Annotated in this window: 12 protein-coding genes; 4 read left to right on the top strand and 8 right to left on the bottom strand. The window is 71.7% G+C overall.

Translation table 11 applies throughout. The features are described 5' to 3' along the window. The first annotated feature begins 150 nt into the window (after nt 1-150). Nucleotides 151-1,125 (top strand): NAD(P)H-quinone oxidoreductase, encoded by a 975-nt coding sequence (locus tag FHU34_RS02145; protein WP_145778450.1) that lies wholly within the window; start codon nt 151-153, stop codon nt 1,123-1,125. Here FHU34_RS02145 and soxR read toward each other — a convergent pair. Both soxR and FHU34_RS02135 read right to left on the bottom strand, forming a co-directional pair. Beyond that, a complete protein-coding gene (soxR, locus tag FHU34_RS02140) occupies nt 1,112-1,582 on the bottom strand; it encodes a redox-sensitive transcriptional activator SoxR (protein WP_145778449.1) in 471 nt (156 codons plus the stop codon). The two genes, FHU34_RS02145 and soxR, sit on opposite strands and share 14 nt — an antisense overlap. 66 nt (nt 1,583-1,648) lie before the next feature. Further along, nucleotides 1,649-2,353: a glycosyltransferase family 2 protein gene (locus FHU34_RS02135; protein ID WP_145785398.1), complete on the bottom strand. Its 705-nt coding sequence runs from the start codon at nt 2,351-2,353 to the stop codon at nt 1,649-1,651. A 124-nt stretch (nt 2,354-2,477) separates the two neighbouring features. On the opposite strand from FHU34_RS02135, the gene FHU34_RS02130 reads away from it, so the two are divergent. Both FHU34_RS02130 and FHU34_RS02125 read left to right on the top strand, forming a co-directional pair. After that, nucleotides 2,478-4,676, top strand: a complete 2,199-nt coding sequence (locus FHU34_RS02130; RefSeq protein ID WP_167524744.1) for an ArnT family glycosyltransferase — start codon at nt 2,478-2,480, stop codon at nt 4,674-4,676. A gap of 183 nt (nt 4,677-4,859) precedes the next feature. After that, the gene (locus FHU34_RS02125; protein ID WP_145778448.1) at nt 4,860-6,461 is read left to right on the top strand and encodes a ricin-type beta-trefoil lectin domain protein; all 1,602 of its coding nucleotides are present in this window, start codon (nt 4,860-4,862) and stop codon (nt 6,459-6,461) included. 40 nt (nt 6,462-6,501) lie between these two features. Here the strand turns inward: FHU34_RS02125 and FHU34_RS02120 are convergent, their stop codons facing one another. The 6 genes from FHU34_RS02120 to FHU34_RS02095 form a co-directional block, all read right to left on the bottom strand. Next, entirely contained in the window at nt 6,502-7,101 is a 600-nt protein-coding gene (locus FHU34_RS02120) for a hypothetical protein (protein ID WP_145778447.1), read from the bottom strand. Between the two features lie 57 nt (nt 7,102-7,158). Next, nucleotides 7,159-8,625 carry a sensor histidine kinase gene (locus tag FHU34_RS02115; protein WP_145778446.1) on the bottom strand — a complete coding sequence of 489 codons (1,467 nt, stop codon included), beginning with the start codon at nt 8,623-8,625 and terminating at the stop codon, nt 7,159-7,161. Next, nucleotides 8,618-9,310, bottom strand: coding sequence for a response regulator transcription factor (locus FHU34_RS02110; RefSeq protein WP_145778445.1), 693 nt, complete (start codon nt 9,308-9,310; stop codon nt 8,618-8,620). The genes FHU34_RS02115 and FHU34_RS02110 overlap by 8 nt, the downstream gene beginning before the upstream one ends. An 89-nt stretch (nt 9,311-9,399) precedes the next feature. After that, entirely contained in the window at nt 9,400-9,912 is a 513-nt protein-coding gene (locus FHU34_RS02105) for a hypothetical protein (RefSeq protein WP_145778444.1), read from the bottom strand. Nucleotides 9,913-10,024: 112 nt separating this feature from the next. Next, nucleotides 10,025-11,038, bottom strand: coding sequence for a phosphotransferase (locus FHU34_RS02100; RefSeq protein ID WP_145778443.1), 1,014 nt, complete (start codon nt 11,036-11,038; stop codon nt 10,025-10,027). A gap of 55 nt (nt 11,039-11,093) precedes the next feature. Beyond that, nucleotides 11,094-12,266, bottom strand: a complete 1,173-nt coding sequence (locus tag FHU34_RS02095; protein WP_145778442.1) for a thiolase family protein — start codon at nt 12,264-12,266, stop codon at nt 11,094-11,096. A gap of 185 nt (nt 12,267-12,451) precedes the next feature. Between FHU34_RS02095 and FHU34_RS02090 the strand changes: the two genes are divergently transcribed. Further along, nucleotides 12,452-12,880, top strand: coding sequence for a PH domain-containing protein (locus FHU34_RS02090; protein WP_145778441.1), 429 nt, complete (start codon nt 12,452-12,454; stop codon nt 12,878-12,880).

Here is a 12,880-nt window from a genome sequence, read left to right as displayed (position 1 = left end):
CGCAGGCGTACGGCCACGCATAGTCTGCCACGGCTCGCTCCGGCCGGCCCGGTGTCCCTCCCCGTACCGGTTGGGCAGGCGCTCCAGCGGGTCCACTGTGGGCTGGAGGGTGCGCCTGCGGCATCAGGTGTGATCGGGTAAGACTGAGCCATGCGAGCCATCACCATTCCGCAGCCCGGTGGACCCGAAGCGCTGGTCTGGGCCGAGGTGCCCGACCCGGAGCCGGGCCCGGACGAGGTGATCGTGGATGTGCGGGCCAGCGGGGTCAACCGCGCTGATCTGCTGCAACGGCAGGGAAACTATCCGCCGCCGCCCGGCGCGTCCGCGTACCCCGGATTGGAATGTTCCGGGGTCATCACGGTGGTCGGCGCGGACGTTGCCGGGTGGGCGGTCGGGCAGCAGGTCTGCGCGCTGCTGGCCGGCGGCGGGTACGCGGAGCGGGTGGCGGTGCCCGCCGGGCAGTTGCTGCCGGTGCCGGCGTGCGACCCGGTCGACGCCGGAGGGCTGCCCGAGGTGGCCTGCACGGTCTGGTCGAACCTGGTCCAGGTGGGGCGGCTCGGCGCTGGTGACACTCTGCTCGTGCACGGTGGGGGCAGTGGGATCGGCACCTTCGCGATCCAGCTCGGGGCTGCACTGGGCGCCACCGTCCTGACCACCGCCCGGGAGGCCAAGCACTCCCGGCTGCGTGAGCTGGGCGCGTCGCACACGATCGACTACCGGGAGCAGGACTTCGAAGAGGAGGTCCGGCGAGCCACCGACGGTCGCGGCGTCGACGTCGTCCTGGACATCATGGGCGCGTCCTACCTGGGGCGGAACGTCTCGGCGCTGGCCACCGGCGGACGGCTGGTGGTGATCGGCATGCAGGGTGGGCGCAAGGCCGAGCTGGATCTCGGCGCGCTGCTGACCAAGCGGGCGAGTGTCGCCGCGACGTCGCTGCGCTCCCGGCCCCTCGCCGAGAAGGCGGAGATCGTCCAAGGCGTACGGGCCGAGGTGTGGCCGTTGATCGAGGCGGGCACGGTCCGACCGATCGTCGACCGGCGGCTGCCGATGACCGAGGCGGCGGAGGCACACCGGCTCGTCGAGTCGAACGATCACTTCGGCAAGGTGCTGCTCACCCTGGGGTGACGGCGGGAGGCGCGTCAGCTGGTCGTGGCAGCATCAGGCGGGCGCCGGGCCCTTCGCCGGCCAGCGCGTCCCCGGGGTTGTAGAGCACGCAGCGTTGCAGGGAGAGGCACCCACAGCCGATGCAACCGTCGAGGTTGTCGCGGAGCTCGGCGAGCAGTCTGATCTTCTCGTCCAACCGGCTCCGCCAGCTCGCGGAGAGCTGCGCCCAGTCCTGTGGGCTGGGGGTGCGGCCTTCGGGGAGCGAGTCGAGTGCCGCCCGGATCTCATCGAGCGAGACGCCGACCTGCTGGGAGATCCGGATGAAGGCCACCCGCCGCAACTCGGCGCGGGCGTAGCGGCGCTGGTTGCCGCCGGTCCGGTCGGCGCGGATCAGCCCGAGTCGTTCGTAGTAACGCAGCGCCGAGGGGGCCACGCCGGAGCGGACGGACAGCTCACCGATCGTCAACGAATCCGGCATCACCAGGTCCTTTAGTTGAAGTGCACTTCAACTAAAGGTTAGCCCGCTCGAAAGAGCTGGCGTCGGTCAGCGGGGCGCGGGGACCGGGCGGCGGCGGGCGCGCTCGCGACCGAGGATCCAGATCGCCTCGACCCCGTCCTTCCAGGTGATCTTCTTGCCCTCTTCCCGGCCACGTGCCCGGTAGCTGATCGGCACCTCGTACGGGCGGATGCGGCGACGCAGCAGCTTGCCGGTCACCTCGGCCTCCATGCCGAAGCCGCGAGAGCGCACCTCAAGCGACCGGTAGAGCGCCACCGGCATCAGCTTGAAGCAGGTCTCCAGGTCACCGATGTACGAGTTGAACAGCACGTTGGCGGCCATCGTGACGCCCTTGTTGCCCATCACGTACCAGAAGCTGTAGGCGCTGTGGCTGCCGAAGGTGCGATTGCCGTAGACCACCGTGGCCCGCCCGTCGAGCACCGGGTCGAGCAGCTTGGGGATGTCCTGCGGGTCGTACTCCAGGTCGGCGTCGAGGATGACCATGTAGTCACCCTCCGCGCTGTCGACAGCCGTCTTGATGGCGGCACCCTTGCCAGCGTTGCGCTGGTGGGTGATGACCCGCAGGCGCGCGTCGTCGGCGCGGCCGAGGACCTCGCCGGTGCCGTCCCGGCTGCCGTCGTCGACCACGACCAGCTCGATCTCGCAGGGATAGTCAACCGCCAACGCCTGCTTGAGGGCATCCGCGATGCGTTCTTCCTCGTTGTAGACCGGCATGAGGATCGAGAGCTTCACGGGAATCTCCACGGTGGCGACAATACGTCGGGCATAGCCTAGCCTGGCTGGTTGGCACACCGCGTGCCGCCACCGTCGGGCCGTCGGCGTGGCGGGCTCAGGCGGATGGTGTTTACTTCCGGCCATGTCGGCTGCCGGCTCCCTGCTCGCGGTGTTTCCCGCCGCCTCGGTGCTCCTACTCACCGTCGCGCTGAGGTCGCGTGCGATCGATGCGGTCGCACCGCTGCGACTCGCCGTGGTGCGCTCCGCACTGCTGACCGGGGTGTACGCGGTACTCGTCGTCGAGCTTCTCGGCGCGATGCACGCGCTGAACCGGCCGGCCTTCGTCACCGCCTGGCTGCTCTTCTTGGTCGCTGCCGCGACAGCCGCCGGTCTGCGGCGACGGTCGAGCCGACCAGCGCCTCCTCCCGCCGCCACCCCACGACCGGTGCCGGTCGGCGCCGCGGTTTCCGGTGCCAGCCCGGACCCGTCCGACCCGACCGTCGAGCCCGCCGCCACCAGGTCCGACCCCGCGCCGACACGGACCACTCGGGCACCCTCCGGTCTGCTCTCCGTGGCGGTCGACGCCTGGCGTACGGCCGGACGGGGCGAACGACTGCTCGTCGGCACGATCGCCGGGCTGGTCCTGGTGGAGCTGCTGGTCGCGCTGCTCGCCGAGCCGAACAACTTCGACTCGCAGACGTACCACCTGCCGAAGGTGGAGCACTGGGTTGCCCAGGGCGACCTGGACTTCTGGCCCACCGCCATCCACCGGCAGGTGACCATCCCGCCCGGAGCCGAGTACCTGCTGCTGCACCTTCGCCTCCTCACCGGCGGGGACCACCTGCACAACCTGGTGCAGTGGGCGGCCGGCGTGCTCTGCCTGCTGGTGGCCGCACGGATCACCGCGCAGCTCGGCGGCGGCCGGAGGGCTCAACTGCTCACCGCGTTCGTGCTGGCGACCACGCCGATGGTGGTGCTCCAGGCGACCAGCACGCAGACCGACCTGGTCTGCGCGGCGTGGGTCACCTGCGCGGCAACCCTGGTGCTGGACGGGCTGCGCCGGCGGACCGGCTGGGGCACGCTGCTCGGGTTGGGGGCGGCCACCGGCCTGACGGCGGTGACCAAGACCAGCGGCCTGATCGCGGTCGGCCCGCTCCTGGTGCTCTGGGGGTTGGCGCAACTCCGACTGACCCTGGCCGCTGGAGCGGCAACAACCGGATCGGCCGCGAGCGCGGCGACCGGAGCGGTTCGGCGACCTCGGCCGGTCGGTGGGGTGGCCCGCACGGTCGGCGGTTCAGTGCTGATCCTGCTGGTCGCGGCCGTGGTGGTCGGCCCGTTCCTGGCCCGGGTGACCGCCGAGTTCGGGCACCCGCTGGGCCCACCCCGGCTGCGCGAGTCAATCCCGATGGAACGGCACGACCCGCAGTCGATCCTGGTCAACGCCCTGCGGATCGGGCACACCGCGTTCGACACGCCGCTGGCGCCGCTGCGTCGAGCCGGTGCCGAGGTGATCATCGACGGCGCGGGTGTGATCGGCGTCGACCCACAGGACCGGGCGATCACCTTCGGCCGGGAGATCTTCCCGGAGCCGGCCTGGTATCCGGACGAGGACCGGGTGGCATTTCCCCTGACCGGGGCTCTGGCGCTGATCGGTGCTGTCGTCGCGCTCGCCCGTCCGCGCCGGATCGATCCCGAGCAGACCGGGCCCCTGCGCGCGTACGCGGTGGTGGTGCTGGCCGCCGTCCTGCTGCACACCTCGATGATCAAGTGGCAGCCGTGGGGCAACCGGCTGATCCTCTACGCGGTGGTGCTGGCGGTGCCACTGGCCGGGCTCTGGGTCGACGCGCTCCTGCGTCGACGCCGCGCGAACTCGGCGCGCCGGTCGGTGGCCACAGCGGTGGCGGTCACCGTGCTGGCGACCTCGGCGCTGGCCGGGGTGCTCGCACTGTCGTACGGCTTCCCGCGCCGCCTGGTCGGCTCCGGTTCGGTCTTCACCACCTCGGACTGGGACACCCGGTTCCTGCGTCGCCCGCAGTGGGCCGACGAGTTCCGTTGGGCCGCGGCGGCGGTACGCGACAGCGATGCCCGACGGATCGGGTTGGTGCAGCAGAACGACAACTGGGAGTACCCGTGGTGGCTGCTGCTGCGGCAGCCGGATGGGAGTTCCCCCGACCTGGTGGCATTGCAGTCGGTGCTGCCGGAACGACCGCCGGCCGACCCCTCCTCGGTCGACGCGATCGTCTGCACCGGCAGCCGTCCGGCCTGCACGAAGTTGGTTCCGGCCGGCTGGCGGTTGGAGTTCCGCGGCTACGTCGGCTACGCCCTGCCGCCCACACGCTGACGGCGGCAGCGCAAGCCGGGCCACTGACGGCGGCAGCGCACGCCCGGCCGCCCGGATAGTCCGATCCGGGCGGTTCGGCAGCCCGCGCGCAAGGACCTGAGGCGCATTCACATCTGTTGATCCGCACGTTACCGTCTGGTAACTCAGTCGACGTCCCGCGACTGAGCCGAAAGGAGTGCGTCGATGCCTGCAATACCCGCCAGGCCCGAACGCGCGACCCGACGACGGGCCATCACCGTCGCCGTCGCCGTCGCCGCTCTCGTCCTACCGATGCTCGCCGGACCGGCCACCCCCGCCACCGCCGCCGACCGTCCAACCGTCCAACCACTCCCCGCCAACCTCGAAGCAATCCGGGCCGCCGAGGCCACCGCCCTCTACGGCAGCCCGGCGATCCGCCCGATCGAACAACGCCGCACCGCGCTGGTCACCATGGGCGACAGCGAGATCTCCGGCGAGGGGGTCGGCAACTACGTCCCCGGCACCCACCAGGACGGCAACTGGTGCGACCGCTCGTACGACCAGGCGGTGTTCCGCACCGGCATCACGTCGGACGCGCAGTACAACATCGCCTGCTCCGGTGCCACGCCGTGGAACCTCATCGCGGGCGGCCCGACCCAGCACAACGAGCTGAACCAGGGCGACTACCTGGGCATCAAGGCGCGCAACACGCACGTGAAGCTGATCTGGGTGGTGGTCGGCGCGAACGGTGACGGCACCATCCAGTTCGGTCCGGTCGCCACCGACTGCGCCGTCCGTCGGGTCTTCTTCCAGGGGCCCTGCTACCCCACGTACACCGACCAGTGGACGATCCGCACCGACGGCAGCCGCCAGGCCGTCGAATCCGCGCTCAACGACATCCGGCAGACCATGACGAAGGCCGGCTACCTGCGGTCGGACTACGAGCTGGTGCTGATGTCGTACCCGAGCCCGGGCAGCCCCGACGTGGAGGACAACCCGAACTTCCCGGGCTGGTACTCGGGCGGCTGCCTGCTCTACCTGGCCGACGCGGCGTTCGCCCGGAACAAGGCGGTCCCGATGTTCGAGTCGGCGCTACGCTCGGCCGCCGCGAACACCGGCACCCGCTACCTGGACGCCAGCCGGCTCTTCCACGGGCACGAGGTGTGCACCGACAACACCTCGGTACGCGGCCTCTACATTGAGGTCGGCATCTGGAACGAGAACGCCGCCCGCCAGTCCTTCCACCCCAACGCCCGTGGGCACGGCATGTTCGCCCAGTGCATCACGCAGTTCTGGAACTCCGGTCAGGCCCGGGCCAGTTGCGTCGACCCGGCGAGCACCGGCAGCGGCGTGCTCTACCCGGGTCTGCTGGACTTCAGGCAACTGCGCAACCTGGCCACCGGCACCTGCGTCGACGGCAAGGGGTACGACTCCCGCAACGGGACCGTTCAGCAGCCGTACTCCTGTCACGGTGGGCGTAACCAGGGCTTCTGGTACGACTCGGCCCGGCGGTCGCTGCACTCGGAGCTGTCCCACGATCGCTGCCTGGACGTCTCCAACAGCTCGATGACCGCCGGCACCGCGGTCAACATCTACGACTGCAACGGCACCGGAGCGCAGCAGTTCGTCTTCTCCGGCAGCCAGATCAAGCCAGCCGCCGCGAGCAACCTGTGCGTGGCGTTCGACAACCCGTTGCTGGGAAGCCCGCGCCTGCGGTTGGCGAACTGCGGGAGCAGCACCCGGCAGCAGTGGTCGTTCGAGGCCCGTACCGCCGCCAACCCGGTCGGTTACGGTCACGACGACTTCATCGGGTCGCGCGTGTACTGACGAGCAGCGGGGCCCCGGCGTCGGCCAGGGCCCCGTTCGCTCACTTCGCGCGGGGGATGAGCACGAGCCGCGCCACGCCCTTGTCGCCGTCCTTCGCGCCGGCAACGCCGAGCGTCGCGCCGACCTTCACCTCGCTCGGCTGCACCGTGGCGCGCCGCTCGACGACCCGCAGGTCCTCGCCGAAGGTCCAGGTCATTGTGAAACCGTCGGTGGACTTGACGGTCATCGAGCCGCCGTCGATCGCGGTCACCTCGCCGCGCTGCACGGCCACGGTCTGCGTACCGCCGTCCTTGGTCTTCACCACCGCCTCACCGTGCAGGGTGTTCTTCCGCAGCAGCACCCGCGCCTGCCGGCGCTTGCGCCACTCCTCGCCGCGCTTCTCCCGGGCCTTCTCCTGGGCGGTGGGGGAGGCACCGGGCGTCGGGGTGGCCGGTGCGGCGACGGTCTGCACGTCCAGGTCGTCGGCGTCGAAGCCCATCGCGGTCAGTGCCTGCCCCTCGACGCCCATCGCGGCGGCGACCTCGACGGCCGCCTCCCGGGCGGGCTGGCTGGCCACCTCGGCCGCACCGCAGCCGCTGAGACCGAGCGCGACCGCCGCCAGCAGAGCGGTGGTGCCGGTGACGAATCCCCAACGTGGCATGACTCTCCCTCTCTGTCAGTGGAGCCCTCAGCCTCCCCGGGAACGACGAGCGGAGCGTCAGGCCGATGTTCGGGTCAGGTAAGGATCACCGGGCAGCCGGACCGTGAAGGCGGCACCGCCCTCCGGCGCGTGTCCAGCAACGATCTCCCCGCCCAGTCGGCGGACCAGGCCGGCGGCCAACGCCAACCCCAGCCCACTGCCCACCTTGCGCACCCCCCGGTACCGCTCGTGCAGCGCACCGCGTTCGAACGCCACCGCCAGGTCGTCGTCGGTGAAGCCGGGCCCGCCGTCGCGGACCTCCAGCACACCGCCGGCGGCCGGGTCGGCACCCGCCGGCCGGACCGCGAGCACCACGGGCGACCCCGGGGGTACGACCCGCAGCGCGTTCTCCAGCAACCCGTCCAGCACCTGACGGATCCGACCCGGATCGGTGTACGCGGGCACCTGCCGACCGGGCGTCTCCAACCGGAACGGCACCCCCACCGCCGCACACCGGCTGGACCAGGCCGGTTCCGCGTCCACTGCCAACTGGGTGAGGTCCACCGGCACCGGTTCGAGGGGAAAGTCGGCCGCCTCCAACCGGGCCAGCGCCAGCAGATCCCCGATCAGCCGGTCCAGGTGCTGGGCCTCGACCAGCATCGTCCGACCGGTGTCGACGGTGTCGTCCGCGCCGAGCACGCCGTCGGCGAGCGCCTCGGCGTACCCCCGGATCGCGGTCAGCGGGGTGCGCAGCTCGTGCGAGACGGACAGCAGGAACTCCCGCTGCCGTCCCTCGCTGGTGGCCAGCGCGCCGGCCAGGCCGTTCAACGCCTCGGCCAGGTCGGCGACCTCGTCCGGTGGTTCGACAGGCACCCGGACGGCGCGGTCCCCGGCGCGGAGCCGGGCGGCGGCGGTGGCCGCGACGCGGATCGGCCGGGCGAGCCGGCGGGCCAGCAGCAGACCGGCCGCCACGCCGGCGGCCAGCCCGGCCAGGAGCGGCAACCAGAGGCTGCGCAGCACCTGGGCCCAGAGCCCGTCCGACGACGGACGGGACAGCACCACGCCGTTGCCGTTGGGCAGCGCACGGCCCTCGACCAGGGCCCGTTTCCCGTTGACGACGCGCCGGACCGACACGTTGCGGCCCTGCTCGATCCGCTGCACCACCCGCGGCGGCAGGCCCGGTCGGTCGACCGTCCCGCGCCGGATCAGGTACGCGTTGATGCCCTGGTTGCGCAGTTGTTGGATGAGCCGCTCCTCGTCGGTGCTGCGACCCCGGTCCAGTCGGGTCCGTAGCACCTCGGCGGCGAGCCGGGCCTGGGCGGCGAGCGCGTCCTGGTCTCGTCGCTCCGCTCCGCGGATCGCCAACGGCACCGCCACGATCGCGGTGACCAGCACCGACACCAGCGCCACCGTGCACGTGACGAGCACCGCCCGGGCGGTCAGCGTACGACCGAAGCGGCCACGCCGAGGTGCGGCCGGCGGGTTGGCGCCGACCACCGGCAGGGTCATGGTCGGCGACTCGACGCGCTCGGGACGGTCAGGCATCGACCGCGTACCCGACGCCGCGGTGGGTGCGGATCACGCTGGCGGGGCCGAGCTTCGCCCGTACCTGGGCGACGTGCACGTCCACGGTGCGGGTGCCGGCGTGTGCGGCGTACCCCCAGACCCCGGCCAGCAACTCCTCACGGGTGAAGACCCGGCCGGGCCGGGCCATCAGGTGGGCCAGCAGGTCGAACTCGGTGGAGGTGAGCTGCACCGGTGCACCCCCGACGCTGACCGTCCGGCGTGCCGGGTCGAGCGTCACCGGCCCGACGACGCGCGGCCGCTCCGCGCCCTCCGGCCCACCGGCGGAACGGCGCAGCACCGCGCGTACCCGGGCGACCAACTCCCGAGGGCTGAACGGCTTGGTCACGTAGTCGTCGGCACCCAACTCCAGGCCGACGATCCGATCGACCTCGTCGTCGCGGGCGGTGAGGAAGATGACCGGTGTCCAGTCGCCGGCCTCGCGCAGCTGACGACAGATCTCGGTGCCGGGCAGGCCCGGCAGCGCGATGTCCAGAACGCAGGCCACCGGGCGTAGCCGGCGGGCGGCGCTCAGACCGGCCACACCGTCGCGTTCCAGGTGGACGCCGAACCCGTCCCGGGTGAGATAGAGCCGGACCAGGTCGGCGATGGCCGGCTCGTCCTCGACCACGAGGACGAGCCCGCGGTGCGGCGGTTCGACGGTCACCGGCCCATGATTGCCGACCGGGCGGGCCGGCGCGATCGGTGCGTGTTCGGGTTAGGTAAGAGCGGCGCAAGGCGCCCGGTGAGAGCTGGTCAGCTCACCGGGGCCGGGCGGAACGCGCTGGGCCGAGCGGTGGCCGGCGTGTCGCTGATCGTGGCGACGACGCGCTCCCGGGGCACCCGCAGGCGCGTCCGGAACGCGTGGTTGAGCAGCGCGTCGAGCTGCCACACCCGCTTCGGGTGACTGGTACGGATGAGGAACCGCTCGCGGATCCCGTCGATCGCCGTGGCCGCCAACTCGACGCACTGCAGTCGTGGGTCCGGGCTCCAGGTCACGTTGCTCAGTTCCCGCAACTCGGTGTTGAGGTGCAGGCGCAGTCGGTGCAGGAGTCGGGTCTGCTGGGTCACCACCAGTCGACGGTGGGTGAGCAGCAGCAGGTAGTCGCCGGTGACCGGACGGTCGGGGCGGCTGCAACGGGTGACCAGGATGGTGGCGTCACCGGAGCCGACACAGCGCCGGAAGACCGGCATGTGCCGGCTCACGGTCTGCACGGCCAGGCCAGCCTCAGCGGCGGCCGGGAGGAACGTTCGGGAGAAGACGTCCATGACCTGCCCAACGACGCCCCCGACGGGGTGACGTGGGTCACGCCGGATTTTTGGAAGTTCCACGCCACCGGGACGCACCGGCTGTCCGACTTCCGACTCCGACGGATCGTGGTCAGGAATCCGGCTGGAACGGGTCAGCGGCGAAGATCTCCTCCAGCCAGCCGGGAACCGCGTCGGCGTACTCGGCACGCGACTCGCCCGGCGTGTCCAGGGCGCGACGCCAGGAGAGCGAGCGGCTCACCGGGCCCAGTTCGATCGCGAGGTCCGCGGCCTCGACGAGGGTCCGACGGTCGTACCCGTCGGTCCACGCCTCCAGGTAGGCGTCACGCAACCGGGCCAGTTGGGTGTCGTCGGCCGCCGGCTTCTTGGCGTACCGGATGGAACGCAGGGTCACCAGCAGCGTGCCGAACGGGTGCGCCACCGACGCGTCGCCCCAGTCGAAGTAGCGGTATCCGTCCGTGCCCGCGAAGACGTTGCCGTCGTGCAGGTCGTCGTGTTGCACGGTGGCCGGAATCCCAATGTCGGCGAGCCGGCGGCACCGCTCGGCGTACGACGGCAGCTCCGCCCGCAACCGCTCGTACATGTCCTGGCTGAGCCCGCCCTCGGCACCGATCAGCAGCGCCCCGTGATCGTCGAGCAGTTCGGCGAGGAGGCCGGCCAGCACCTCCGGACGGTGGTCCGGCACGCCCAGGGCGACCAGCTCGTCGGCGCGCGGCGCGCTCGCCAGTTGCAGTGCCGCGTACCCGGGGAGCGCCCGCTCCCAGTGCGAAAGGTCGGGGTCGCGCCCCAGCACGTCGCGCAACGACTCACCACCGTCGGGCAGCAACGACCAGCCCTGCTCCCGGTCCACGGCGATCGGGGTCAGCACCCGTTCGGGGGTCAGCTCGGCGAGCGTCTCGACCAGAACTGCCTCGTGCACAGTGCCCGGGTTGTTGGCCTTGAACCAGACCGTGCCGTCGTCGGTGGGCACCCGCCAGACCAGTGACCACGGACGCACCCGAGGCTCCACCAACCCGGTCACCCGTCGGCCGGCGAGGCTCAGTTGCGCGTCCACCCAGGAGCGGGCCCGCACCTGCCACTGCTCGTCGGACCAGTCAGGGCTGCGCTCAGCAGGGGTCGTCGTCACGCTGGGCACCCTAGGCCGCCCGGTCGGGTCGGGGCGACGCTTTTTCCGGCAGGTGTCAGATCAGCTCGACGATGGTGGCGTTGGCCATGCCGCCGCCCTCGCACATGGTCTGCAGGCCGTAGCGGATCCCGTTGTCCCGCATGTGCTGGAGCATGGTGGTCATGATCCGGGCGCCGGAGCCGCCGAGCGGGTGGCCGAGGGCGATCGCCCCTCCACGTGGGTTCAACCGCTCCGGGTCCGCCTCGGTCTCCGCCAACCACGCCAGCGGCACCGGGGCGAACGCCTCGTTCACCTCGTACACCCCGATCTCCTCGATGCCCAGCCCCGCGCGGCGCAGCGCCTTCGCGGTGGCCGGGATGGGCGCGGTGAGCATGGTGACCGGGTCGTCGGCGGCGACCACGGCGGTGTGGATCCGGGCCAGGGGCCGCAGGCCGTGCCGGCTCGCCCACTCGGAGGTCGTCACCGCGAGGGCCGCGGCGCCGTCGGAGATCTGGGACGCGGACCCGGCGGTCACCACACCGTCGGCGCGGAACGGGGTGGCGAGTTCAGCGAGTTTGTCCAACGTCGTGTCCCGGCGGATGCCCTCATCGGCGGCGAACTTGCCGCCATCGCCGAGCGGCACCGGCGTCAGCTCGGGTTCGAATGCTCCGGCGTCCTGCGCTGCGGCCGCCTTCTCGTGGCTGGCCAGCGCGAACTCGTCGAGCTGCGTACGCGTGAGCCGCCACCGCTGGGCGATCAGCTCGGCCCCGACACCCTGGTTGAACGGCAGGGGCGCGTCGTCGGCGAAGCCCTCGACACCCCGGTACCGGTCCCGGAGCTGGTCGCTGAACGGCATGCCGCCGGCCACGCTGGAGCCCATCGGAACCCGGGTCATCGACTCGACGCCACCGGCGACCACCAGATCGGCCTGACCGGAGAGCACAGTGGCGGCCGCGAAGTGCAGAGCCTGCTGGCTGGAGCCACACTGCCGGTCCAGTGTCGTGCCCGGCACCGTCTCGGGCCAGCCGGCGGCGAGCACGCCGTTGCGGGCGATGTTCCACGACTGCTCGCCGACCTGGGACACGCAGCCCCAGAAGACGTCGTCGACCTGCGTCGGGTCGAGCCCGGTGCGCTCGGCGAGGGCGCGCAGCACGTGCGCCGAGAGATCGACCGGGTGGACGCCGGCGAGGCTGCCCTTACGCCGCCCGACCGGGGTACGCACCGCGCCGACGATGACAGCGTCACTCATGTTTACTCCCCGGTAACTTGGGCTGCCCCGATCCTACGCCGACGCGGCGGGCCGCCGCTCAGCCCTCTCCGGCGTCGATCATGGAGTGGTGGTGGGCAGAAGGTTCCACTTCGCACCATATGTGGGGCACCACAACTCCATGATCGACGGCAGCGGGAGGCCGTGACCGCTGGCATGCTGGGCGGGTGGATGACATCACCGGACCCCGGCAGTGGCGGGTGCCGTCGACCCTGCCCGCGGCGAAGCTCGCCGGTGCCGTTCTGCTGATCGCACTCGGGTTGCTCTTCGCCGACGGCGACGCGGTCCGGCTGGTGCTCGCCATTCTGACCGCAGCCGTCCTGGTCGTCTGGGCGGTACGCGACCTGATCGCACCGGTTCGGTTGGCGGTCGATCCGACTGGACTCACCGTCATCCACGGGTTCGCCGGCCACCGGCTGCTGCCCTGGCCGACCATCGAGGCGATCACCGTGGACCGTCGACCGCGGTTGGGGCTGACGTCCGAGGTCCTGGAGATCGACGCCGGTGATTCGCTGCACCTCTTCGGCCGATTCGACCTCGGCGCCACCCCGGACGAGGTGGTCGCCGAGCTGCACGCCGCCCGCCCGCACCCCTGA

It is taken from the genome of Micromonospora taraxaci, from assembly GCF_007830095.1.
Taxonomy (GTDB): domain Bacteria; phylum Actinomycetota; class Actinomycetes; order Mycobacteriales; family Micromonosporaceae; genus Micromonospora; species Micromonospora taraxaci.
This window is presented reverse-complemented; position numbering and strand designations above follow the sequence as displayed.

Excerpts from the sequence above, each read along its gene's own strand:
- FHU34_RS02145 (WP_145778450.1), top strand. The coding sequence starts at position 151 with ATGCGAGCCATCACCATTCCGCAGCCCGGTGGACCCGAAGCGCTGGTC.
- soxR (WP_145778449.1), bottom strand. The coding sequence starts at position 1,582 with ATGCCGGATTCGTTGACGATCGGTGAGCTGTCCGTCCGCTCCGGCGTG.
- FHU34_RS02130 (WP_167524744.1), top strand. The coding sequence starts at position 2,478 with ATGTCGGCTGCCGGCTCCCTGCTCGCGGTGTTTCCCGCCGCCTCGGTG.
- FHU34_RS02125 (WP_145778448.1), top strand. The coding sequence starts at position 4,860 with ATGCCTGCAATACCCGCCAGGCCCGAACGCGCGACCCGACGACGGGCC.
- FHU34_RS02120 (WP_145778447.1), bottom strand. The coding sequence starts at position 7,101 with ATGCCACGTTGGGGATTCGTCACCGGCACCACCGCTCTGCTGGCGGCG.
- FHU34_RS02115 (WP_145778446.1), bottom strand. The coding sequence starts at position 8,625 with ATGCCTGACCGTCCCGAGCGCGTCGAGTCGCCGACCATGACCCTGCCG.
- FHU34_RS02105 (WP_145778444.1), bottom strand. The coding sequence starts at position 9,912 with ATGGACGTCTTCTCCCGAACGTTCCTCCCGGCCGCCGCTGAGGCTGGC.
- FHU34_RS02095 (WP_145778442.1), bottom strand. The coding sequence starts at position 12,266 with ATGAGTGACGCTGTCATCGTCGGCGCGGTGCGTACCCCGGTCGGGCGG.